Source organism: Amycolatopsis sp. NPDC114478, from assembly GCF_055633805.1.
The window spans coordinates 193218-214925 of the sequence record NZ_JBVKDO010000017.1 but is presented as its reverse complement, the minus strand read 5'-3'; the positions used below and the strand labels follow the sequence as shown (position 1 = coordinate 214925).

The 21708-nt window shown below is 72.0% G+C and carries 24 protein-coding genes and 1 riboswitch; of the genes, 8 read left to right on the top strand and 16 right to left on the bottom strand.

What is annotated here, in order from left to right:
• Nucleotides 1–7: 7 nt before the first annotated feature.
• A complete protein-coding gene (locus ACZ7OH_RS37425) occupies nucleotides 8–364 on the bottom strand; it encodes a nuclear transport factor 2 family protein (protein WP_400904520.1) in 357 nt (118 codons plus the stop codon).
• A 52-nt stretch (nucleotides 365–416) separates the two neighbouring features.
• Complete coding sequence (locus tag ACZ7OH_RS37420) at nucleotides 417–926, bottom strand: MarR family winged helix-turn-helix transcriptional regulator (RefSeq protein ID WP_470285183.1); 510 nt, start codon at nucleotides 924–926, stop codon at nucleotides 417–419.
• Nucleotides 927–1033: 107 nt separating this feature from the next.
• Between ACZ7OH_RS37420 and ACZ7OH_RS37415 the strand changes: the two genes are divergently transcribed.
• Nucleotides 1034–2806 carry a family 20 glycosylhydrolase gene (locus tag ACZ7OH_RS37415; protein ID WP_470285182.1) on the top strand — a complete coding sequence of 591 codons (1773 nt, stop codon included), beginning with the start codon at nucleotides 1034–1036 and terminating at the stop codon, nucleotides 2804–2806.
• A 1-nt stretch (nucleotide 2807) separates the two neighbouring features.
• Here ACZ7OH_RS37415 and ACZ7OH_RS37410 read toward each other — a convergent pair whose 3' ends face one another.
• Complete coding sequence (locus tag ACZ7OH_RS37410; protein WP_470285181.1) at nucleotides 2808–3083, bottom strand: hypothetical protein; 276 nt, start codon at nucleotides 3081–3083, stop codon at nucleotides 2808–2810.
• Nucleotides 3080–3406: a maleylpyruvate isomerase N-terminal domain-containing protein gene (locus ACZ7OH_RS37405; RefSeq protein ID WP_470285180.1), complete on the bottom strand. Its 327-nt coding sequence runs from the start codon at nucleotides 3404–3406 to the stop codon at nucleotides 3080–3082. Before ACZ7OH_RS37405 ends, ACZ7OH_RS37410 begins: the two co-directional genes overlap by 4 nt.
• Before the next feature lie 92 nt (nucleotides 3407–3498).
• Here ACZ7OH_RS37405 and ACZ7OH_RS37400 point away from each other — a divergent pair, with 92 nt between their 5' ends.
• Nucleotides 3499–3945 (top strand): pyridoxamine 5'-phosphate oxidase family protein, encoded by a 447-nt coding sequence (locus ACZ7OH_RS37400; RefSeq protein ID WP_470285179.1) that lies wholly within the window; start codon nucleotides 3499–3501, stop codon nucleotides 3943–3945.
• A gap of 26 nt (nucleotides 3946–3971) precedes the next feature.
• The gene (locus ACZ7OH_RS37395; protein ID WP_470285178.1) at nucleotides 3972–4550 is read left to right on the top strand and encodes a PH domain-containing protein; all 579 of its coding nucleotides are present in this window, start codon (nucleotides 3972–3974) and stop codon (nucleotides 4548–4550) included.
• Nucleotides 4551–4556: 6 nt separating this feature from the next.
• Here ACZ7OH_RS37395 and ACZ7OH_RS37390 read toward each other — a convergent pair whose 3' ends face one another.
• On the bottom strand, nucleotides 4557–5126 hold the full coding sequence (locus ACZ7OH_RS37390) for a Uma2 family endonuclease (protein WP_470285177.1): 570 nt from the start codon (nucleotides 5124–5126) through the stop codon (nucleotides 4557–4559).
• Between the two features lie 132 nt (nucleotides 5127–5258).
• The gene (lepA, locus tag ACZ7OH_RS37385; RefSeq protein WP_470285176.1) at nucleotides 5259–7109 is read right to left on the bottom strand and encodes a translation elongation factor 4; all 1851 of its coding nucleotides are present in this window, start codon (nucleotides 7107–7109) and stop codon (nucleotides 5259–5261) included.
• 115 nt (nucleotides 7110–7224) lie between these two features.
• Between lepA and ACZ7OH_RS37380 the strand changes: the two genes are divergently transcribed.
• Nucleotides 7225–7845 (top strand): class I SAM-dependent methyltransferase, encoded by a 621-nt coding sequence (locus tag ACZ7OH_RS37380; protein ID WP_470285175.1) that lies wholly within the window; start codon nucleotides 7225–7227, stop codon nucleotides 7843–7845.
• Here the strand turns inward: ACZ7OH_RS37380 and ACZ7OH_RS37375 are convergent.
• Entirely contained in the window at nucleotides 7842–8216 is a 375-nt protein-coding gene (locus ACZ7OH_RS37375; RefSeq protein ID WP_470285174.1) for a VOC family protein, read from the bottom strand. The two genes, ACZ7OH_RS37380 and ACZ7OH_RS37375, sit on opposite strands and share 4 nt — an antisense overlap.
• Before the next feature lie 23 nt (nucleotides 8217–8239).
• Nucleotides 8240–9103 carry a DMT family transporter gene (locus ACZ7OH_RS37370; protein WP_470285173.1) on the bottom strand — a complete coding sequence of 288 codons (864 nt, stop codon included), beginning with the start codon at nucleotides 9101–9103 and terminating at the stop codon, nucleotides 8240–8242.
• A gap of 330 nt (nucleotides 9104–9433) precedes the next feature.
• On the opposite strand from ACZ7OH_RS37370, the gene rpsT reads away from it, so the two are divergent.
• A complete protein-coding gene (gene rpsT, locus ACZ7OH_RS37365; RefSeq protein WP_470285172.1) occupies nucleotides 9434–9694 on the top strand; it encodes a 30S ribosomal protein S20 in 261 nt (86 codons plus the stop codon).
• Nucleotides 9695–9751: 57 nt separating this feature from the next.
• Here rpsT and holA read toward each other — a convergent pair whose 3' ends face one another.
• Nucleotides 9752–10732: a DNA polymerase III subunit delta gene (gene holA, locus ACZ7OH_RS37360; RefSeq protein ID WP_470285171.1), complete on the bottom strand. Its 981-nt coding sequence runs from the start codon at nucleotides 10730–10732 to the stop codon at nucleotides 9752–9754.
• A gap of 136 nt (nucleotides 10733–10868) precedes the next feature.
• Nucleotides 10869–11002: riboswitch (SAM riboswitch) on the top strand.
• 13 nt (nucleotides 11003–11015) lie between these two features.
• On the opposite strand from holA, the gene thrC reads away from it, so the two are divergent.
• Both thrC and ACZ7OH_RS37350 read left to right on the top strand, forming a co-directional pair.
• Nucleotides 11016–12281: a threonine synthase gene (thrC, locus tag ACZ7OH_RS37355; protein WP_470285170.1), complete on the top strand. Its 1266-nt coding sequence runs from the start codon at nucleotides 11016–11018 to the stop codon at nucleotides 12279–12281.
• Between the two features lie 113 nt (nucleotides 12282–12394).
• Nucleotides 12395–12883 carry a DUF4231 domain-containing protein gene (locus tag ACZ7OH_RS37350; protein ID WP_470285169.1) on the top strand — a complete coding sequence of 163 codons (489 nt, stop codon included), beginning with the start codon at nucleotides 12395–12397 and terminating at the stop codon, nucleotides 12881–12883.
• Nucleotides 12884–12888: 5 nt separating this feature from the next.
• On the opposite strand, the gene ACZ7OH_RS37345 is transcribed toward ACZ7OH_RS37350, so the two are convergent.
• From ACZ7OH_RS37345 to nadD, 7 genes are all read right to left on the bottom strand, one after another.
• Nucleotides 12889–15261 (bottom strand): ComEC/Rec2 family competence protein, encoded by a 2373-nt coding sequence (locus ACZ7OH_RS37345; RefSeq protein WP_470285168.1) that lies wholly within the window; start codon nucleotides 15259–15261, stop codon nucleotides 12889–12891.
• The gene (locus ACZ7OH_RS37340; RefSeq protein WP_470285167.1) at nucleotides 15258–15980 is read right to left on the bottom strand and encodes a ComEA family DNA-binding protein; all 723 of its coding nucleotides are present in this window, start codon (nucleotides 15978–15980) and stop codon (nucleotides 15258–15260) included. The genes ACZ7OH_RS37345 and ACZ7OH_RS37340 overlap by 4 nt, the downstream gene beginning before the upstream one ends.
• A gap of 150 nt (nucleotides 15981–16130) precedes the next feature.
• Nucleotides 16131–16988, bottom strand: a complete 858-nt coding sequence (locus ACZ7OH_RS37335; protein ID WP_470285166.1) for a DegV family protein — start codon at nucleotides 16986–16988, stop codon at nucleotides 16131–16133.
• 4 nt (nucleotides 16989–16992) lie between these two features.
• Nucleotides 16993–17721 (bottom strand): diglucosylglycerate octanoyltransferase, encoded by a 729-nt coding sequence (gene octT, locus ACZ7OH_RS37330; protein ID WP_400904486.1) that lies wholly within the window; start codon nucleotides 17719–17721, stop codon nucleotides 16993–16995.
• 3 nt (nucleotides 17722–17724) lie between these two features.
• On the bottom strand, nucleotides 17725–18339 hold the full coding sequence (locus ACZ7OH_RS37325; protein WP_400904482.1) for a histidine phosphatase family protein: 615 nt from the start codon (nucleotides 18337–18339) through the stop codon (nucleotides 17725–17727).
• Nucleotides 18336–18731 (bottom strand): ribosome silencing factor, encoded by a 396-nt coding sequence (rsfS, locus tag ACZ7OH_RS37320; protein WP_003067112.1) that lies wholly within the window; start codon nucleotides 18729–18731, stop codon nucleotides 18336–18338. The genes ACZ7OH_RS37325 and rsfS overlap by 4 nt, the downstream gene beginning before the upstream one ends.
• Nucleotides 18732–18790: 59 nt before the next feature.
• Nucleotides 18791–19360 carry a nicotinate-nucleotide adenylyltransferase gene (gene nadD / locus ACZ7OH_RS37315; RefSeq protein WP_470285223.1) on the bottom strand — a complete coding sequence of 190 codons (570 nt, stop codon included), beginning with the start codon at nucleotides 19358–19360 and terminating at the stop codon, nucleotides 18791–18793.
• A gap of 197 nt (nucleotides 19361–19557) precedes the next feature.
• Here nadD and ACZ7OH_RS37310 point away from each other — a divergent pair, with 197 nt between their 5' ends.
• Nucleotides 19558–21669 (top strand): RecQ family ATP-dependent DNA helicase, encoded by a 2112-nt coding sequence (locus ACZ7OH_RS37310; RefSeq protein WP_470285165.1) that lies wholly within the window; start codon nucleotides 19558–19560, stop codon nucleotides 21667–21669.
• Nucleotides 21670–21708: the final 39 nt, after the last annotated feature.

Genomic DNA, 21708 nt, shown 5'->3' with positions numbered 1-21708 from the left:
GTAGTACTCAGGCGGGCAGCAACATCGTGTAGAGCTTCGTGATGCGGCCGTCCTCGACGAGGGCGACGTCGATCCCCCGCACGACCGGCGGCGCGCCTTCCGGGCCGAGCTCCCAGGCGAGGTGGCCCAGGTCGTGGTTGACGAGCACCGGGCCCGCGGGGGCGAACACGAAGCCCGGGGACTGCTCCAGCAGGCCCTTCGCCTTGGCGTTCAGGGCGTCGCGGCCGGTCACGGTCCCTTCGGGATCGGCGAAGACGACGTCGGCCGCGTAGGTCGCCTCGATCGCCTTCGCCCGTCGCTCGTCGTCGCGCTCGTTGAAGACGTCGAGCAGGTTCGCCCGCATCAGTTCGGCCACCGTCGCCATGTCGCACCCTCCTGAGGTCCGACGCCATCTTACGTGACATGTCACGTAAGTGTCAGGGGTGGTCCTCCGGCCGCGGCAGCGTGCCGTGCTCGACGAGCGCGTCGTAGACACGCTCCAGCAAGGCCGCCAGCTGGGCTTTTTCGCCGGGTTCGAGCGCGTCCAGGAACGCTTTGCGCACGAAGCCGACGTGGTCCGGCGCAGCCTGGCGCAACGCCTCCCAGCCGTCGCCGGACAGCGTCACGGCGGTGGCGCGCCGATCTTCGGGACTGACGCCGGTCGTGACCAGGCCGCGTTCGCGCATCCGCTTCAGGTGGTGGGACAGCCGGCTGCGCTCCCAGCCGATGCGGACCGCCAGGTCGGTGACCCGCATCCGGCCGGCCGACGCGCTCGTCAGCGCGACCAGCACGTGGTAGTCGGCGAGCGAGATCCCGCTGTCGGCGCGCAGCTGCCGGTTCAGCTCGTACTCCAGGCGGAGGTGCACCTTCATGTAGGCGGACCAGGCGGCCGTCTCGGCGCCCGAAAGCAGCGCGAACGGCGACCCCGGCACGGACTCCTGCGTCACCGCGCGAGCTTAACCACCCAGTTTGGTCTAGACCATCGTCGGCAGAGGTGCGACGATCCGGGCAGGTGCGACGGCGATGTCGTGCCCTTCCCGCCAGGAGGTCCCCGGTGAAGACACCCTTCGCGCGACGCGCCGGTCGCGCCCTCGCCGTGCTGGCCCTGGTCGGGGCCAGTACCGCCGCCGCCCAGGTCACCCCGGCCGCGGCGGCGACCCCGGCGCTGCAGTCGATCGTGCCCGTGCCGGCGTCGGTGACCCCCGCCGCCGGAGTCACCTTCCCGCTGGTGTCGACGACGAAGATCGTCACCGAAGCGGGGTCGGCGCCGGCCAAGAACGTCGGCACCTACCTGGCGGGGGTGCTGCGGCCGTCGACCGGCTTCGCGCTGCCGGTGTCCGACGCTCCGGCGTCCGTGCCCGCCGACAGCATCGCGCTGCTGCTCAGCGGCGCGCCCGCGTCCGTCGGTACGCAGGGCTACCAGCTCGTGTCGACGGCGTCTTCGGTGACCGTGCGGGCGCAGACGGCCGACGGGCTCTTCGCCGGTGTCCAGACGCTGCGGCAGATGCTGCCCGGCCGGGTGGAAAGCCCCACGGCCCAAGCCGGCCCGTGGAGCATCCCGGGCGCGACGATCGTGGACTACCCCCGGTTCGGCTACCGCGGCGCGATGCTCGACGTCGCCCGGCACTTCCACCCGGTGTCGACGGTGAAGCGGTACATCGACGAGCTCGCCCAGTACAAGATCAACAACCTGCACCTGCACCTGGCCGACGACCAGGGCTGGCGCATCCAGATCGACAGCTGGCCCCGCCTGACGACGTACGGCGGCAGCACCCAGGTCGGCGGCGGCGCGGGCGGCTACTACACGAAAGCGCAGTACACGGACATCGTGAACTACGCGGCTTCGCGGCACATCACGGTGATCCCGGAGATCGACATGCCGGGGCACGTCAACGCGGCGCTGGCGTCGTACGCGGAGCTGAACTGCAACGGGGTCGCCCCGGCTCTGCGCACGGACACGGCGGTCGGCTACAGCTCGCTGTGCATCTCGAAGGACATCACGTACACGTTCATCGCGGACGTGCTGCGCGAGCTGGCGGCCCTGACCCCGGGCCCGTACATCCACATCGGCGGCGACGAAGCATCGTCCACTTCGGCAACCGACTACCTGACGTTCGTGAACAAGGTGCTCCCCCTGGTGGCGGCGACGGGCAAGTCGGTGGTGGGCTGGCACGACATCGCGAAGGCCACGCTGCCGGCTTCGGCAACCCCGCAGTTCTGGGGGACTTCCACCTCGGACGCGGGCGTGTCGACGGCGGTTTCCCGCGGCAGCACGGTGATCCTGTCGCCGGCGAACAAGGCGTACCTGGACATGAAGTACAACAGCTCGACGCCGATCGGCCTGTCGTGGGCGGGCTACATCGAGGTCCAGGACGCGTACGGCTGGAACCCGGGAGCGTACTTGTCGGGCGTCGGCGAGTCGGCGGTCCGCGGAGTGGAATCGCCGCTGTGGACCGAAACGGTGGCCACACCGTCGGACATCGAGTACTTGGCGTTCCCGCGCTTGGCCGCGCACGCGGAGCTGGGCTGGTCCCCGTGGTCGACCCACGACTGGACGGCGTTCCGCACCCGCTTGGGCGCGCAGGCCCCGCGGTGGGTGGCCCAGGGGATCAACTTCTACCGGTCGTCGCAGGTTTCGTGGGACACGGGCGGGACGACGCAGCCGGGGACGTGCGCGGACCCGGAGTGGAGCGCTTCGCAGGTGTACACGGGCGGGAACGTGGTGTCCCACAACGGCCACAAGTGGACGGCGAAGTGGTGGACGCAGGGCGAGGAGCCGGGAACAACGGGCCAGTGGGGAGTGTGGACCGACAACGGCGCCTGCTGACCTACCGTTCCGGATCCCACTCCACGAGCTGGTCGAACTGCTGCCGGGTGCCGCCGAGCTCGAGGGAGTCCAACGGGATGCGGCCGTACAGGGCGAGAACCAGGTCGCCGGCCGTGCCGCGGGCGGAGGCGCGGACGACGTCCTGGTCCTCGTCGGCCATGGGGGCGGTGATCCGGTCGGCGCGGGAGCCGTCGGTGGAGAGCCGGTTGCGCCAGGAGCGGCCCTCGGTCGCGTGGTAGTCGGCGGCCGCGGGCTCGTGCGGCCACGCGACCGTCACCGGCGCTCGGGACCGGCCGCCCGCAACGCGTCCAGCAGCTCCCCCGTGGCCGCGGCAGACCACGCCAGCAGGGCGTCGCGCTCTTCAGGGGCGGGAGCGCCCTGCGGTGCGGACTTCGCCGTGGCATCGGGTCCGGCGGCGATGGTGGCTGCCCAGGCGCGACGCCCATCGCCCAGGTGCCGCACCAGGTCGGCCAGCGTCCACTCGGGGCAGGTCGGCACCCGCACATCGAGGCCGGGAGCGGCGGCGACCGCGGCGCGGAAGGCGGCCGACCGTTCGTCGATCAGGCTTAGCACGGCGGGGAAGTCCAGGGTGTCGGGCACGCGGGCTGTCTACCACCACGTCCCGGCGGCCGGACAGCGATTTTCCCCGTCGAATCGGAACACCCGGTTCGTCCGGCGGGTTAGATTGCGGCATGAGCGTTGATCTGGAGCAGGTGCGCGCGCTGTCGCTGCGGGAGAACGGCCTGGCCACCGTTGCCACTACGCGGGGTGATGGCACCGTCCACTCCTCCGTCGTCAACGCCGGTGTGTTCGACGACCCGGTGACCGGCGTTCCCGGCGTCGCGTACGTCGCCGTCGGGCGGGCGCACAAGCTCTTGCTGCTGCGGCGGGCCGGGCACGCCACCGTCACCTTCCGGCGCGGGTGGAACTGGGTTTCCGTCACCGGCGCCACCCACCTCATCGGGCCGGACGATCCCGACCCCGCCTTCGACCCCGCAGGCCTGCCGAAGCTCCTGCGCGACGTCTTCATCGCCGCGACCGGAACGCACGACGACTGGGACGAGTACGACCGCGTGATGGCCGAAGAGCGGCGGGTCGCGGTCTTCGTGACGGCGGACCGGATAATCGGCAACCCCTGACCAGCCCGGCCCGAGGAGTCGACCCGTTGCCCGAGTTCCCACCCCGCGTGACGACGCCGGTCAAGATCCTGATCGGCCTCCTCGTCGTCGCCGACGCCGGCTTCGGGGCGGCGCTCGCCCTCGGCCTGCTGCGCGGGCTGTCGCCGTGGCTGATCGGCGGCGCGTACGCGGCGTCCGTGCTCGTCGCGCTCGCGGCGTTCCGGGTGTCCCGGGCCCGCGAGCTGAAGCGCGTCTTCGCGAGCCTCCGCGACCTCACCGTCGGCGACGAGGGCCTCCGCCTGCCGGCGGGCACGCAGAGCACGCGGGTGGTGCCGTGGTCCCAGATAGCCGACGTGACAGTCCGCCGCTCCGCCCGTTTCGGCGACGGTCACCTGCGCGACGCGCTCTGGCTCGACCTGGTCACGGGCGGGGGCATCGAAAGTTCGGTGCAGCGCTACGCGCCCCGCGGCCGGCTCACCCCCGCACCGCCGCAGCGACGCCAGTTCGAGCAGACGGCGATCCTCGACCCGGCCCTGTTCGACGCGGTGGTCGAGCGGCTGCGCAAGGAGCTGCGCCACCGTCAGTTGCACGCCCAGCTCCGCGCCCCCCGCCTCCGGGAGTACTGACGCCGGTCAGCCGAGCCGGCCCAGCAGCTCCCCGGGCACGATCCGCACCGGGAACGGCCGCTCCAGTTCGGCCGCTTCGTCGCCGGCCGCCTTGGCCACCTGCTGGTAGTGCCCGTCTTCGTCCAGCTCGAACACCGTCAGCGCCGGCTCCGCCGGGTCGATCACCCAGTAGCTGCCCGTGCCGAACCGTTCGTAGACCGCTTTCTTGAGGTTCAAGTCGTAGATCGCCGTGCTGGGCGACAGGACTTCGACGGCCAGCACCGGCGGCGCCGGGAGGTCCTTCTCGGTGAAGTCCTCGTCCCGGCCGACGAGGACGTCGGGCTGCAGCTCCGTGTCGTCGCCCGAGTGCACCGCGAACGGCGCGCCGATCACCTCGAAATCGGGCGGGCAGGCGGCTTCCAATACGCCGTAGAGCCGGTAAGCGATCTTCTGGTGTCTTCTACCGGGCGCGGGGCTCACGATGAGCACCCCGTCGATGAGTTCACGGCGTCGGCCATCGTCCGGCATCCCCTCGAGGTCGTGCACCGTCAGGGGGCCCGAATCGGCGGGATGCTCGATGTCTGCCATGACCGTCATGGTGCTCTCCTTTCGCTCTTCGCACCAGAGGAAACCAGAGACCACCGACAGAAACCACGTCGAACACGAGTTCGGCGCCCATATTCACGCGGTGGCGTGAATATGGGCGCCGGTGTCACATCAGTGGAACAGTTACTTCTTGTTCTTACCCGAGTCCTCAGTGGACAGAGCGGCGACGAAGGCCTCTTGCGGAACCTCGACCCGGCCGACGGTCTTCATCCGCTTCTTGCCTTCCTTCTGCTTCTCCAGCAGCTTGCGCTTCCGCGAGATGTCACCGCCGTAGCACTTCGCCAGCACGTCCTTGCGGATCGCGCGAATCGTTTCGCGGGCGATGATCCGCGAGCCGACCGCCGCCTGGATCGGGACCTCGAACTGCTGGCGCGGGATCAGCTCGCGCAGCCGGGTCGCCATCCGGTTGCCGTAGCCGTACGCCGCGTCCTTGTGGACGATCGCGGAAAACGCGTCCACGGTTTCGCCCTGCAGCAGGATGTCCACCTTGACCAGATCCGCGATCTGGTCGCCCGCCTCTTCGTAATCGAGAGACGCGTAGCCGCGCGTACGCGACTTCAGCGTGTCGAAGAAATCGAAGATGATTTCCGCCAGCGGGATGTTGTAGCGCAGTTCGACGCGGTCCTCGGACAGGTAGTCCATGCCCAGCAGCGTGCCGCGCTTCGTCTGGCACAGCTCCATGATCGTGCCGACGAACTCCGACGGCGCGAGGATGCTGACCTTCGACACCGGCTCGTGCACCTCGGCGATCTTCAGCCCGGTCGGCCAGTCCGACGGGTTCGTCACCACCACCTCGCTCCGGTCTTCGAGCACCACGCGGTAGATGACGTTCGGCGCCGTCGAGATCAGGTCGAGGCCGAACTCGCGCTCGAGCCGGTCGCGCGTGATCTCCAGGTGCAGCAGGCCGAGGAAGCCGCAGCGGAAGCCGAAGCCCAGCGCCACCGACGTCTCCGGCTCGTAGTCGAGCGCGGCGTCGTTGAGCTGGAGCTTGTCCAGCGCCTCGCGCAGCTCGGGGTAGTCGGAGCCGTCCACCGGGTACAGCCCGGAGTAGACCATCGGCTTCGGCTCGCGGTAGCCCGCCAGCGCTTCCTTCGCGCCGTGGCGCTCGGACGTCACGGTGTCGCCGACCTTCGACTGGCGGACGTCCTTCACGCCGGTGATCAGGTAGCCGACCTCGCCGACGCCGAGCCCCTTGCTGGGCTTGGGCTCCGGCGAGATGATGCCGACCTCGAGCAGCTCGTGCGTGGCGCCGGTCGACATCATCTTGATCTTCTCGCGCGGCGTGATCTTGCCGTCGACGACCCGGATGTAGGTGACGACGCCGCGGTAGGTGTCGTAGACCGAGTCGAAGATCATCGCCCGCGCCGGCGCGTCGGCGTCGCCCTGCGGCGCCGGGACCGTCTTCACGACCTCGTCGAGCAGCTCGCCGACGCCCATGCCGGTCTTGGCCGAGACCCGCAGGACGTCTTCGGGCTCGCAGCCGATGATGTGGGCGAGCTCACCCGCGTACTTGTCGGGGTCGGCCGACGGCAGGTCGATCTTGTTGAGCACCGGGATGATCTGGAGGTTGTTCTCCAGCGCGAGGTAGAGGTTGGCCAGCGTCTGGGCCTCGATCCCCTGCGCGGCGTCGACCAGCAGGACCGCGCCTTCGCACGCCTCCAGCGCCCGGGACACCTCGTAGGTGAAGTCGACGTGGCCGGGCGTGTCGATCATGTGCAGGACGTGGTCCTGGCCGTCGACCTTCCAGGGCAGCCGGACGTTCTGCGCCTTGATCGTGATTCCGCGCTCGCGTTCGATGTCCATCCGGTCGAGGTACTGAGCGCGCATGGCCCGCTCTTCCACGACGCCGGTGAGCTGCAGCATGCGGTCGGCCAGGGTGGACTTGCCGTGGTCGATGTGCGCGATGATGCAGAAGTTCCGGATGAGCTCCGGAGGCGTGAAGGTGGTGTCGGCGAACTTGTTGAGCGCTGTCACTCGAATGAGTCCTCGGAAAGTCGGGGATGGCCACCTCTATGCTCCCATGCCCCTCCGGGTGTCAGTGGGGGTCATCCCCGATGCGGGCTCTTTCGATCCGTGGTGCCCTCGAAGTATGAGCACTTCGCACCAACCGGCACCCCCTCCCCAGCCGGAGACCAGCGGCTTCGCCCGCGTCCTCGACCGGACGTTCGGTCACCCCTCCGGCGCGCTCGGCCGCCTCGGCGGCTGGGTGATGGCCCGCGGCAACGCCGCCACCGAACAGCGCGTCGTCGACCTGGCCCGGATCGAGCCCGACGAGACCGTCCTGGTCGTCGGGCCCGGGCCCGGCGTCGGCCTGGACGCCGCCGCGCGGCTGGCCGGACGCGCCATCGGCGTCGACCCCTCCCCCGAGATGCTCGGGCTCTGCCAGGAGCGCTGCGGCGACCGCGTGGAGCTGCGCGAAGGGTCGGCGGCGCACACCGGCGAGCCCGACGCGTCCGTCGACGTCGTGCTGAGCGTGAACAACGTCATGCTGTGGGACGACCGCGCGGCCGGGTTCGCCGAGCTGCTGCGGGTGCTGCGCCCCGGCGGGCGGCTGCTGCTGTCCGCGCACGAGAAGTGGCTGCCCGTGAGCAGGCACGTGCTGGCCGACGAAGCCGCCGAAGCGGGCTTCGCCGACCTGCAGACCTGGACGTGGGACCCGCCCGGCTTCGCCGCGCTCGCCGCGCAGCTGCGGGCCGTCAAACCCGCCTAGCGGGTGTCCGTGCGGATCGGGTGGCCCTCGGGCACCTCGACCAGCACGATGCGCGTGCCGTCCGGGTCGGCGATCCAGGCCTCGTCGAGGCCCCAGGGCTCGCGCTGGGCGTCCCGCACCGGCTCCAGGCCCCTCGCCTTCAGGCCGGCCAGCGTGCCGGCGAGGTCCCGGACCTGCAGCCAGAGCGCCAGGTCGGGCGACGACCCCGTCTCGCCCCGGCCGGAGACCTCCAGGGAGCCGTGGCCGAGGAAGAACACGGTGCCGCCGGGGAACTCACGCTCCACGGCCAGGCCGAGGGTGTCGCGGTAGAACGCCGTCGTCGCGTCGACGTCACGAGGGCGGACGATCAGCCTGCTCTTCAGGACTTCCATCCGACCATCCCTACCGGACGCGCTCAGGCGGCCGCAATCGCGGCGATGCCGGAGAGCACGATCACCGACCCGGCGAGCCGCCGGACGGCGTCGCGCTCGCCCAGCACCAGCCACGCGGCGACGCCGCCGAGCACGATGCTCAGCTCCCGCGCCGGCGCGACCAGGCTGACCGGCGCCATCGTGAGGGCGAACAGCACGAGGATGTAGGCGACCGGCGACAGCAGCCCGACGAGCAGCACCTCCCGGCGGTGCACGCGCCAGACGCGGCCGACCTCGGCGCGCCCGGCCAGGGCGCCGGGCACGAGCATCAGGCTCTGCAGGATCGAGCCGAGGCCGAAGTAGACGACCGGCGGCACGCGGAGGCCGGTCACCGAGTGCGCGTCCCAGAGGGTGTAGCCGGCGATGACGGCGCCGGTGAGCAGGCCGTAGAAGATCCCGGCCTTGACCGCCTGGGGGTCTTCCGCCTTGCGGCCGGCGCTGATCACCAGCACGCCGGCCACGACCAGGAACGCGCCGAGCAGGCCGAGCCAGCCGGGCCGTTCGCCGAGCACCAGGACGGCGGCCAGCACCGACAGCAGCGGGCCCGTACCCCGCGCGACCGGGTAGACGACGGACAGGTCGCCGACGCGGTACCCGCGTTGCAGGACGATGCCGTAGGCGATGTGCAGCACGGACGTGACGACCGCGGCGAGCAGCCAGCTCCACTGTGGACGGTCGGCCTCGACGACGAGTTGCACGATGGTGATCGGCAGCAGCACGACGGCGCCGACGGTGTAGTAGAGCCAGACGAACTGGGTGCCGCCGGAGGAGATCCGCTTGGCGGCGAGGTTCCAGGCCGCGTGCACGACGGCGGCGACGAGGACGAGGGACAAAGCGGTGGTGTTCACGGGACCCCTTACGGGTTTTCGCGCGCGCGAAAACCGGGTCCTCCAGGCTTTTGCCCCGTCAGATGAACGACCGGCCGTCCGGGCCCGCCGATGGTGCCGCTCGGACCAGGCCCACCGGTCCTGGTTGTGTGGAGCGGGGTGCGCGGACCGGCGACGGAACCCTAGGCACTGCCGTCACCCACCGTACTCCCGGCTCCGGACGCCCGCGGCCCGGCTGTTAGAGTGGTCGCTCGCTGCCCGTGCGGCATTCCGTCATGGAGGAAACCCGCTCTTCGAGTGGGGCCACTTCAGCGCGGCGGCGATCTCACCGAGTGAAACAGGAGTTGCCCTATGGCCAACATCAAGTCGCAGATCAAGCGCATCACGACGAACGAGAAGGCGCGTCAGCGCAACCAGGCGATCCGGTCCTCGGTGAAGACCGCGATCCGCAAGGTCCGCGATGCCGCCGAGGCCGGCGACAAGGCCAAGGCCGTCGAGCTGCAGCGCGACGCCGCCCAGAAGCTGGACAAGGCCGTCTCGAAGGGCGTCATCCACGCCAACCAGGCCGCCAACAAGAAGTCGGCGCTGGCCAAGCGCGTCAACGCGCTCTGAGCTGGTTGATTTCTGGGAAGGCCCCGGCTTCGGCCGGGGCCTTCTTCGTGTCCGGGGTCAGCGGTCGCCCTTGGCGGCCGCCACCTCCAGGACCGCTCGCTCCAGTGCGTAACCCGGGTCCGCCGCCACGCCCTTGACCTCGGCGTTCAGCCTCGCCACCACGCGCATCGCCGTGGCCAGGCCGTCCTGGTTCCAGCCCCGCGACTGGCCCTGGGCCTTGCGGATCTTCCACGGCGGCATGCCCAGCTCGCCGGCCATCTGGTTCGGGTTGCCGCGGCCCGCGCCCGAGACCCGGGCGATCGTGCGGACCGCGTCGGCCAGGGCGTCCGCCACCAGGACGTGCGGGACGCCCAGCTGCATCGCCCAGCGCAGGGACTCCAGCGCCGCCGAGCGGTCGCCGCTCACCGCCTTCTCCGCGACCGCGAAGCCCGTCACGTCGGCGCGGCCGCGGTGGTAGCGGCGGACCGCGTCGGCGTCGACCGTCCCGCCCGTGTCGGCCACCAGCTGGCTCGCCGCCGACGAGAGTTCTCGCAGGTCGGAGCCCACCGCGTCGATCAACGCGGCGACCCCCGCCGGGTCGATCTTGCCGCCCGCGCGGCGGATCTCGTGCCGCACGAACTGCTCGCGTTCCGCCGGCTTGGTCAGCTTCGGGCACTCCGTGACCTCGGCACCGGCCTTCTTCAGCGACGCGGGGAGCGTCTTGCCCGCCTTGCTGCGGCCGCCGCCGGTGTGGACGACGACCAGCACGATGCCGTCCGCGGGGTCCTTCAGGTACGACGCCACGGCGTCGGCCAGCTCCTGCGAGATGTCCTGCGCCGACTCCAGGACGATCACGCGGCCCTCGCTGAACAGCGACGGGCTGACAAGTTCGGCCAGCTCGGGGGCTGTGAGTTCGGACACCCGGACGCGGGTCAGCTCGGCCGTCGCGTCGATAGCGCGGGCGGCGGCGAGCGTCTCGCGGACGGCCCGCTCGATCAGCAGTTCTTCCTCGCCCAGCACCAGGTGCAGCGGGGCGGGGGCGGTGGCTTGCGCGGTCACCCGAGGATCCTCTCACTTGCGGTGTCGTGCGCCCTCTCCGGTGATGTCGGGCGGCCGGCATGGCACAGCGTGAGCGCCATGTCGTACGGTGTCCTCGAGGCGGCGCGCTCGTTCGCGCGCACCGACAACCGAATACCGCTCATCCAGAGGGGCAGAGGGAACGGCCCGACGAAGCCCCGGCAACCGGCGTACAGCCTGTCATCCCGCGATCGCGGGGTAGCTGACGACCACGGTGCCAATTCCGGCCCGCTTCGGCGGGGCAGATGAGGAAAGGAACCTCGCGATGACCGCAACCCTCGGCACGACCTCCACCACGAAGACCCCGGATCTCGGTCCCGCCGTCGAACTGGTGTCGAAGGAAGAGGGTCACCGGCAGCCGCTCGCCCCGGAGTTCGTCTCCGCCGAGGACTTCTCGCCGCTCGAGGTCGCCTACGACTTCGGCCGCGTCCGCCGCGAAGACATCGAGGCCGGCCCCAAGAACATCTGGCGCTACAAGAAGCTCCTCCCGGTTCCGTCCAACGTCGAAGAGATCCCGAACACCGAGCCCGGCGCGACCCGGCTGATCCGCGCCGACCGCCTGGCCAAGGAACTCGGCCTCAAGCGCGTGTGGGTCAAGGACGACACCGGCAACCCGACGCACTCGTTCAAGGACCGCGTCGTCGCCGTCGCGCTGGCCGCGGCCCGCGAGTTCGGGTTCGAGGTGCTCGCGTGTCCGTCGACCGGCAACCTGGCCAACGCGACGGCCGCCGCCGCGGCCCGCGCCGGCTGGCGGTCGGTCGTGCTGATCCCCAAGACCCTCGAGCGCGCCAAGATCCTCACCACCGCGGTGTACGACGGCGACCTGATCGCCGTCGACGGCAACTACGACGACGTCAACCGCCTCGCCACCGAGCTGGCCGGTGAGCACCCGAAGTGGGCGTTCGTGAACGTGAACGTCCGGCCGTACTACTCCGAGGGCTCGAAGACGCTGGCCTACGAGGTCGCCGAGCAGCTCGGCTGGCGCATCCCGCCGCAGATCGTCGTGCCGATCGCCTCCGGTTCGCAGCTGACGAAGGTGGACAAGGGTTTCCGCGAGCTGGGTCAGCTCGGTCTCGTGGACGCCAGCCCGTACAAGGTGTTCGGCGCGCAGGCGACCGGCTGCTCGCCGGTGTCGGCCGCCTTCCGCGCCGGCCAGGACGTGGTCCAGCCGGTGAAGCCGGACACGATCGCCCGCTCGCTGGCGATCGGCAACCCGGCCGACGGCCCGTACGTCCTCGACATCGTCAACCGCACCGGCGGCGCGATCGAGGACGTCACCGACGAAGAGGTCGTCGAGGGCATCCGGCTGCTGGCCCGCACCGAGGGCATCTTCACCGAGACCGCCGGCGGGGTCACCGTGGCGACGGCGAAGAAGCTGGTCGAGACGGGCAAGCTCGACCCGGACGCCGAGACGGTCCTCCTGATCACCGGCGACGGCCTCAAGACCCTCGACGCGGTCGAGAACCACATCGGCCCGAAGGCGACCGTGCCGGCGTCCGCCAAGGCCGTGAACGAGGCGCTCGGCTACTGACGTCCACGCCGGGGGCAGCCGAGCGGCTTCCCCCGGCGAGTACCTCCTTTCGCGTTTCCCCGGGCCGATAGGGTCGACACCCCACGTGCCGGCTCGGTTCAGGAGGTTCGGAAATGCGGAATCTCGGCAAGCACTGGATGGTCACCGCCGAACGCGACGGCCAGGCCTTGCCGACGACCGTCGTCGCGAAGTGGCGGTGGTACAAGAAGGGCGCCCGGCGAGACCGGCTGAGGTACGGCGTGGTGGAGGTCGTCGCCCTCACCGGTTCCGCCGCGATCCCGGTGGCCGCCGCCGCCCACCTCGACTCGGTCGTCATCGCCGCCCTCGGCGCCGTCGTCCTGGTCGCGACCGGGATCCGGACCACCTTCGGCATGCACCAGAACTGGGTGGAGCACAGCCAGATCGGTTACGCGATCGAACGTGAAGCCGCGTTGTTCCTCCATTCCGCACCGCCGTACGAAGGCAAGGACGCGGTCCGGGTGCTGGTCGCACGGGTGGAAACCCTGGCCGACGAGGGCGGACAGCAGTGGGCTCGCCGCCGGATCACGTTCGAACGCGACCGCCAGGCCGGCGAAGCCGCCCGGAACGCCGCTGTGAAGTGACCGGCTCACCGGCGGGGCGGGGCTCGGGGCTCGCCTCGGCGGACTATCGCCGTTCCGGCGACCACCGCGGTATCGCCGTCCACATCGGTTCGGGTCACCAGGGCTCCCAACGCCGTCAGACTGTCCATTGTGGTCTTGCTGGGGTGGCCATATGTGTTGCCGGCACCCACGCTGACCAACGCCACCCTCGGCGCCACCGCCGCGAGGAACGCCGGCAACGAGTAGCGCGAACCGTGGTGTGGCACCTTCAACACCTCCGCTTTCAGATCACCGACGTCGGCCAGCAAGTCCGATTGGGCCGCCAGTTCGACGTCGCCGGTCAGGAGCACCCGGCCTACCGGGGTTTGCGCTCGCAGGACCACCGAACTGTTGTTGATCGTCGTGCCGTCCTGCGGGCCCGCCACGCGGGCCGGTACGTAACGCGGGCCCAGTACGTCGAGCGTCAGGCCGGGCCAGTTCATCCGCTCCCCCGGGTTCAGCTCCACCAACGGCACGTCCTGTTTCGCGGCCTCGGCCGCGACTTGGCGCCACGCCCAGTCCGGCGCCCGCCCCGGGCCGACGGCGATGGCGCCGACCGACCGGCCCTCGAAGACCGACGAGAGCCCGCCGATGTGGTCCGCGTGCAGGTGGCTCAGCACCAGCAACGGGATCCGCTCGACGGCCAGCCGGTGCAGGCATTCGTCCACCGGCCCCGGCTCGGGCCCGGTGTCCACGACGACGGCCCGCCCCGGCTCCGCTGTCGCCAGCACGACCGCGTCGCCCTGGCCGACGTCGCACTCGACCATCGCCCAGTCGCGCGGTGGCCACGCCGGTGCGAGCACCCGGACCGGCACGAACACCAGCAACGCCCCGACGACCAGCACCGCCATGACCAACCGCAGCCGCCGGTACCGGGCGGCCAGCACCAGTACTACGAGCACCGCGGCGGCCAGCAGCCCGCCCGTCCAGCCGCCGGGCCAGGCGACGACCGCGCCGGGTGCCCGGGCGCCGTGCCGCGCCACCGTGATCAGCCACCGCGCTTCCGGGTCGGCCAGGTGCACCAGGACCGTCCCGGCACCCGGCCACCACGGGCCGACCACCGTCGCCAGGACGCCGAGCACCGTCGCCGGGGCCACCACGGGCGCGGCGAGAACGTTGGTGAGCACCGAAACCAGGCTCACCGTGCCCGCCATGCCGGCGAGGACCGGCGCCGTCACCAGGAACGCCGCCAACGGGATCGCCAGTCCTTCGGCGAACCCCGGCGGGACGCCGCGGCGCACCAGCACGGCGGCCCAGCGGGGCGCGATCAGGACCAGCCCGGCGGTGGCGAACACCGACAGCGCGAACCCGAAGTCCGTGGCCATCGCCGGATCCGTCACCACCAGCACGCACACCGCGAACGCCAGCGCCGGCAGTGCCGAGCCACGCCGGCCCAGCGCCAACGCCAGCAACGCGACCGCCGCCATCACGCCCGCCCGCAGCACGCTCGGCTCCGGGCCGACCAGGACGAGGAACCCGACCAGGCACGCACCGGCCGCGACCGCCGACGTCCGCGGCCCGATCCGAAGCAGGCGGAGCAGGAGCAGGACCGCGCCGCACGCAACGGCGAGATTTCCCCCACTGACGGCAGTCAGGTGAGCGAGCCCGGCGGTGACGAACTCCTGCTCGACCCGCGGCGACAACCCGCTCGTGTCGCCCAGGACCAGGCCCGGCAGCAGGCCGGCGGGTTCGTCCGGCAGGACCTGGCACAGGTCGTGGAGCACGGCGCGCAGCCCCGCCGCGGTCCGCTGCCACCACGGCGCCGGGCCGGGGTCGCCCGGCGGCCCGCGCACGGACAGCACCGCGGCGGTCAGGTCCGAGCCGCGCGGCGGCATCAGCAGGCCCGTCGCCGTGACGTCTTGGCCCGGCAGCAGCGCCGCCCACTGAGCGACGGGCGCGAGCAACAGGACGCGCCCGGACGACGACACCGGCCGGCCGTCGACCGACGCCGTGCGGACGTCGGCCGTCAGCACCACCGACCGGGCACCGGCCTGCTGGTCGGCGTACCCCGCGCTGCGCACGGGCTTCGGGCGTTCGGTGACGACGACCCGCAACGCCGCGGGCAGCCCGTCGGCCGCGGCGACCCGGAGGTCGTCCTGCTGCGCGTTCCGGATCCGCCAGGCGACCGGTCCCGCGGCGACGAGTCCCAGGACCAGCAGGGCCGCGGCCGCGCCGAGCACCCGGGAACGGTCACGGGCCCGCCAGCACACCAGCCCGGCGAGGACCGCCGAAGCGAGGCCGACGGCGACCGCCGTCCACCAGCCCAGCAGCAGGCCGCCGAGGGCGGCGAGCCAGCACGCCAACGCTGCCGGGACGAGCCGCATGTCCTGCCGGGTGTCGGTCGCGGGAAGCGTGCTCATCCGACCGTCACCTGCTCGCGCAGCTTCTGGAATTTGCTTTCCCCGATGCCGGACACATCGCGCAGTTGCTCGACCTTCGTGAAACCGCCGTGCTCGGTGCGCCACTGGACGATCCGCTGGGCCGTCACCGCGCCGACGCCGGGCAACGTGTCCAGCTGGTCCGCGCTCGCCGCGTTGAGGTCGACCTTGCCGCCCGCCGGGGTACCGGCCGGCGCCGCGGCGGCGGGTGCCGGGATCCCGACCGCGAGCTGCTCCCCGTCGGTCACGCGGCGGGCGAGGTTCAGCGAGCTCAGGTCCGCGCCGGGCTCGGCGCCGCCCGCGGCCCTGAGCACGTCCGCGACCCGGGCGCCCTGGACCACGGTGACCAGGCCGGGCGACCGGACGCGGCCGATGACGCTGACGACGAGACCGGCCTGGGGTGCGGCCCGGGCCGATACCTCGCTCGCCGGTTTCGCGCTCGGCAGCGCGGGTGGTGACTCGGGCACCGGACGGCCGCCGAGGAGCGCGACCGAGCCGAGGCCGATCACCACGACCGCCGCGAGGACACCGGCGAGCGCCCACCGGCGGCGGCCGGGACCGGCCGATCCGCCCGGTAGCCAGCGCCGGACCAGCCGGCCGCCGGGCCCGACCGTGCTCGCGTCGGGCGAGAGCTGGTCGGCCAGCCAGGCGAGCCGGTCGTTGACGGGAGGGCCCGGATCCCGGGCGGGCTGCTCGAACACACGATCGACGTTAGGGCCCGCGGGGAGCCGTCCGACAGGGGTGCCGCCGCGTCCTGTGGACAACCGGGGTGATGTGGATGGATCCACCCGGCCCGGCCCGGGAACGGCCGTTTCCGTCGTACCCGGGTGGCATGCTGGCGGGTTCGGCGGCTAGCGCCGGGACGGCACCGTCCGCTGGACGACCACCCCGAGCACGCCGGGCCCGGTGTGCGCTCCGATCACCGCGCCCAGCTCGGAGACCACGCACCCCGCCGAGCGCGGCACCGCCTCCTCCAGCCGGTTCGCCAGCTCGACCGCGCGCTCCGGCGACGCGAGGTGGTGGACGGCGAGCTCGACGTCGTCGTCCTCGGCGGCCTTGGCGGCCAACTCGACCAGCCGCGCGAGCGCCCGGTTCATGGTGCGGACCTTCTCGAGCGGCAGGATCCGGCCGTCCGACATGTGCAGCACCGGCTTCACCGCCAGCGCCGTGCCGAGCAGCGCCGCGGCCGGGCCGATCCGGCCGCCGCGGCGCAGGTGGTCCAGCGTCTCCACGACGAAGAGCGTCGACGAGCACCCGGCGGCGGTCACCGCCGCGGCCTCGACCTCGGCCGCGTCGGCCCCGGCGGAGGCGGCCGAAGCGGCGTGCAGCGCGGCGAAGCCCAGGCCCATCGCGGTGGTGCGCGAGTCGACCACGCGGACCCGGTCCGGCCCGACCTCCTGCGCCGCCAGCACGGCGGCTTCCCAGGTGCCCGACAGCTCGCGCGACAGGTGCACGGAAACGATCGCGTCGGCACCGTCGGCCAGCGCCGCGCGGAACTCCTTCACGAACTCGGTGGGGGTCGGGCGCGAGGTCGTGACGATCTTGCGCTGGCTCATCGCCTCGGCGACGGCGGCCGGGCCGGTCTCGACGCCGTCGAGGGAAACCACGCCGTCGACCAGGACGTGCAGCGGCACCACCCGGACCGCGTGCCGTTCGGCGAAGCCCTCCGGCAGGTGGGCGGTGGAATCCGTGACTACGGCGACCGACACGCCGTCAGCCTACGTGGCCGGGGGCCGCCACCGGCGCCAGCAACACGGACATCGCCTCGCCCACCGCGGCGTGCCCTTTCCAGCCCCAGTGCATGCCGTCCGGGTTGCCCTCGCCGCTCAGGACGTGCTCGCCGACCACGGCTTCCAAGTCCAGCAACGGAATCCCGGCCCGCGCGCCCCACGCCTTCATCGCGGCCTCCGCGGCCGGACGCGCGGTGTGCACGCCCCCGTAGGCCGCGGCTCGGTGCACCGACGGCAGCCACCCGTAGATCGGCAGCTCGGGCCGCAGGACGCGCAGCGCGCCGACGGCGGTGTCGAGGTACTGCACGGTGAGCTTGGCCGGCAGCACCACCGGACGGCCGCGGAACGCGACCGACAGCCGGGGCTGCGCGGACAGGTAAGCCTTGCGCACCACGCGTCGCACGGGGTCGGGTCGCAGGTACTTCAGCCCGGTGCGCAGGTAGGTCGGCAACGGCGAGGGCAGCGTGTCCATGCTGCCGACCGCCAGGACGACCGCGTCGACGTGGTGCAGGTCGGCCCACACGCGCGGGTCGCCGGTCAGCGACCACCAGGCGTCGCGGGCGGTCCAGCCGATCCCGGCGACCAGGTCGGCGGTGCCGCCGAGCGCGGCGGCCGCGATGTTCGGCCACAGCCGCGGTTCGTCGGCGGCACAGGGTCCTTCGGGACCGTGAAAGCTCAGCGAATCGCCGAACACGAGCAGGCGCGGCCCCATCGGCTAGCCGTGCATCCCCGCGTTGTAGGCCTGCAGGCGCCACTTCCCGTCGCGTGCTCCCAGCTCGACCCAGTGGCAGTTCGAGATCCCGCCCAGCGACGGCCAGGTCTCCACCGGCAGGTTCAGCAGGTGCGCGGTGAGCGCCGTGATCAGCCCGCCGTGCGCGGCCAGCAGCACGGTCTCGCCCGCGCCGGAGTTGGCCTGCTGCAGGTCGGTGACGACTTCGCCGGCGCGGTCGGCGACGTCGAGGCGGTTCTCCCCGCCCGGCGGTGCCCAGGTCGCGTCCCGGCGCCAGCGGGCGCGTTCACCGGGGTAGGCCTCGTCGACCTCGGCGCCGGTCATGCCCTGCCACTCGCCGAGGTGCGTCTCGCGCAGCCGCTTGTCGATCCGCAGCGGGACGCCGATCGCGTCGGTGAGCACGGTGGCCGTGTCGGTGGCGCGGCGCAGGTCGGACGCGATGACGAGGTCCGGGGAGAACCGGGCCAGCGCGGGAACCGCGAACCGGGCCTGGTTCCACCCGCGCGGGGTCAGCGCCGAGTCCAGGTGACCCTGCATCCGCCCGGCGGCGTTGTAGTCCGTCTCGCCGTGGCGCCAGAGCACAAGCCGCCGCGGGCTCACGGGACGTCCGGGTCCTCGTCGGCGGGTGGCTCCTCGAGTCCGGCCACCTCGATGCGCGGGCAGTCCTTCCACAGCCGTTCGAGGCCGTAGAACGTGCGCTCTTCGACGTGCTGCACGTGCACCACGACGTCGACGTAGTCCAGCAGGACCCAGCGGCCCTCGCGGGCGCCTTCGCGGCGGACCGGCTTGTGGCCGCTCTCCCGCAGCTTCTCCTCGACGTTGTCGACGATCGCGCCGACCAGGCGCTCGTTGGACGCGGAGGCGATGACGAAGGCGTCGGTGATGACGAGCTGCTCGGACACGTCCAGCACGACGACGTCGCTGGCCTTCTTGTCCGCCGCCGCGTGTGCGGCCGCTACGGCCAGCTCTCGTGCCTCGGACGTGGCTGCCACAGTGCTCCTTCTCAGATCGGGTTCGCCCGAGAAGAGTACCCGCCGCGACCAGGGACCCTTCAGTCGCTCTTCCGGTAGAGATCCTTCTTCGCGATGTAACGGACGACGCCGTCGGGTACGAGGTACCAGACCGGCTCCCCGCGTTCGACGCGATCGCGGCAGCCGGTCGAGGAGATCGCCATCGCGGTGACCTCGACGAGGCTGACCTTGCCGCTGGGCAGGTGGTGCGAGTTGAGCCGGTAGCCGGGCCGCGTGACGCCGATGAAGTGGGCGAAGTCGAACAGCTCGTCGGCCTTGTGCCAGGTCAGGATCTGCTCGAGGGCGTCGGCGCCGGTGATGAAGAAGAGCTGGTCCTCGGGGTACTCGGCGTGGAGGTCGCGCAGGGTGTCGACGGTGTAGGTCTGGCCCCCGCGGTCGATGTCCACGCGGCTGACCGAGAAGACCGGGTTGGACGCGGTCGCGATGACCGTCATCAGGTAGCGGTCCTCGGCCCTGGTCACCTGGCGGCTCGTCTTCTGCCAGGGCTGGCCGGTGGGGACGAAGATCACTTCGTCGAGCCCGAACCGGGACTGGACCTCGCTGGCCGCGACGAGGTGACCGTGGTGCACGGGGTCGAACGTGCCGCCCATGACCCCGATCCGCCGTGGTGACATGACCGGAGAGCCTATACAGCCGCGGGCGGCGCAGCCGGGTCCAGTGGGACACCTCGCCCGACCGGGCAACAGATGTGATTCAGGTCACATAACGGCCCGTATTCGTCGCGAACGGTCCGTTCGCGACGCCGCCGATTCCCGGTTCGTCGGTGCCATGGGGTAGACGTGGGGACGTGGACACGACCAGCACCACCCCAGCCCTCCGCGACCGCGCCGAGACCCTCCTCCGGGCACTGGCCGGCGACTCGGCGAAGCTGCGCGAAGACCAGTGGACGGCCATCGAGGCCCTGGTCGCCCAGCGGCGTCGCGCGCTGGTCGTGCAACGCACCGGCTGGGGCAAGTCCGCGGTGTACTTCCTGGCCACGGCGCTGCTGCGCGAACAGGGCAGCGGGCCGACGGTCATCGTCTCGCCCCTGCTCGCCCTGATGCGCAACCAGATCTCGGCGGCGGCGCGGGCCGGGATCCACGCGGCGACGATGAACTCCGCGAACCCGCAGGAGTGGGACCAGGTGCAGGCGGCGGTCGCGGCCGGCGAGGTGGACGTCCTGCTGGTCAGCCCCGAACGGCTGAACAACCCGGACTTCCGCGACAACGTGCTGCCGAAGCTGACCGCGAGCACCGGGCTGCTGGTGGTCGACGAAGCGCACTGCATCTCCGACTGGGGGCACGACTTCCGGCCGGACTACCGGCGGCTGCGCACGCTGCTGGGCGACCTGCCCGACGGTGTGCCGGTGCTGGCGACCACGGCGACGGCGAACGACCGCGTCGTCACCGACGTCGCCGAGCAGCTGGGCCTCGGCACCGGCACCGACACGCTCGTGCTGCGCGGCACCCTCGACCGGGAGAGCCTGCGGTTGTCGGTGTGCCGGCTGCCGACGTCGCAGGCGCGGCTGGCGTGGCTCGCCGACCACCTGGCCGAGCTCCCGGGCTCCGGGATCATCTACTGCCTGACCGTGGCGGCGGCGCACGACGTCGCGTCGCTGCTGAAGGACCGCGGCTACCCGGTCGCGGCCTACACCGGCAAGACCGACCCGGCCGACCGGCAGGCGGCCGAGGACGACCTGCTCGGCAACCGCGTCAAGGCATTGGTCGCGACGTCGGCGCTGGGCATGGGGTTCGACAAGCCCGACCTCGGGTTCGTCGTGCACCTCGGGGCCCCGTCGTCGCCGATCGCCTACTACCAGCAGGTCGGCCGCGCCGGGCGCGGGGTGGAGCGCGCCGAGGTCGTGCTGCTGCCCGGCGAGGAGGACCGGGCGATCTGGGCGTACTTCGGCTCGCTCGCCTTCCCGGACGAGCTGCGGGTGACGCAGGTGCTGAACACGCTCGCCTACGCCGACCGTCCACTGTCGACGGCCGCGCTCGAGCCGTCGGTCGAGCTTTCGCGGTCCCGGCTGGAAATGGTGCTCAAGGTGCTGGACGTCGACGGCGCGGTGCGGCGCGTCAAGGGCGGCTGGACGAGCACGGGCGAGGACTGGGAGTACGACCGCGGGCGGTACCGGCGGGTCGCGGAGGCCCGCGACCGCGAGCAGACGGCGATGCTCGGCTACCTGGCGACCGACGGCTGCCGGATGGAGTACCTGCGGCGCCAGCTCGACGACCCCGAGGCGGCGCCGTGCGGGCGGTGCGACAACTGCACCGGGCAGCACTGGGACACGACGGTGTCCGACGAGGTCGCCGAGGCGACCCGCGAACGGCTGCAGCGGCCGGGTGTCGAGGTCGCGCCCCGGAAGCAGTGGCCCACCGGGATGTCCTCTTTGGACGTTCCGGTCTCCGGCCGGATCGGCGCCGACGACCAGGCCGAGCCGGGCCAGGTGCTCGGGCGGCTCACCGACGTCGGCTGGGGCAACCGGCTGCGCGAGCTGGTCGGTCCCCAGGCGAAGGACGGCGAGGTGCCGGACTCGGTGTTCAAGGCGTGCGTGCAGGTGCTCGCCGGGTGGCAGTGGACGGACCGGCCGGTGGCGGTGGTCGCCGTCCCGTCGGAGACGCGGCCGCAGCTCGTGTACAGCCTCGCGACGCGGCTGGCCGAGATCGGCAAGCTGGACTTCCTCGGCGCGCTCGACGCGGAAGGCCCGCCGCCGCGTCAAGCGAACAGTGCGCAACGGCTGGCGGACCTGTGGCGGCGGCTGAGCATGCCGGCCGACCTCGCGGGGATCCTGCCGGCCGGGCCGGTGCTGCTCGTCGACGACGTCATCGACACGGGCTGGACGATGACGCTGGCCGCGCGCCTGCTGCGGCGGGCCGGGGCGCCCGCGGTCCTGCCGTTCGCGCTGGCGAGCACGGCGTAGGGGAAGGGAGGACAGTCGGAACCTTTCGGACTGCGAACG

What these genes read in the sequence shown, in the direction of transcription:
- ACZ7OH_RS37350 (WP_470285169.1), top strand. Translation starts at nt 12,395, where the DNA reads ATGCGGAATCTCGGCAAGCACTGGATGGTCACCGCCGAACGCGACGGC.
- nadD (WP_470285223.1), bottom strand. Translation starts at nt 19,360, where the DNA reads ATGGGCGGCACGTTCGACCCCGTGCACCACGGTCACCTCGTCGCGGCC.
- ACZ7OH_RS37380 (WP_470285175.1), top strand. Translation starts at nt 7,225, where the DNA reads ATGAGCACTTCGCACCAACCGGCACCCCCTCCCCAGCCGGAGACCAGC.
- ACZ7OH_RS37425 (WP_400904520.1), bottom strand. Translation starts at nt 364, where the DNA reads ATGGCGACGGTGGCCGAACTGATGCGGGCGAACCTGCTCGACGTCTTC.
- rpsT (WP_470285172.1), top strand. Translation starts at nt 9,434, where the DNA reads ATGGCCAACATCAAGTCGCAGATCAAGCGCATCACGACGAACGAGAAG.
- octT (WP_400904486.1), bottom strand. Translation starts at nt 17,721, where the DNA reads ATGGGGCCGCGCCTGCTCGTGTTCGGCGATTCGCTGAGCTTTCACGGT.
- thrC (WP_470285170.1), top strand. Translation starts at nt 11,016, where the DNA reads ATGACCGCAACCCTCGGCACGACCTCCACCACGAAGACCCCGGATCTC.
- ACZ7OH_RS37390 (WP_470285177.1), bottom strand. Translation starts at nt 5,126, where the DNA reads ATGACGGTCATGGCAGACATCGAGCATCCCGCCGATTCGGGCCCCCTG.
- ACZ7OH_RS37375 (WP_470285174.1), bottom strand. Translation starts at nt 8,216, where the DNA reads ATGGAAGTCCTGAAGAGCAGGCTGATCGTCCGCCCTCGTGACGTCGAC.
- ACZ7OH_RS37400 (WP_470285179.1), top strand. Translation starts at nt 3,499, where the DNA reads ATGAGCGTTGATCTGGAGCAGGTGCGCGCGCTGTCGCTGCGGGAGAAC.
- ACZ7OH_RS37345 (WP_470285168.1), bottom strand. Translation starts at nt 15,261, where the DNA reads ATGAGCACGCTTCCCGCGACCGACACCCGGCAGGACATGCGGCTCGTC.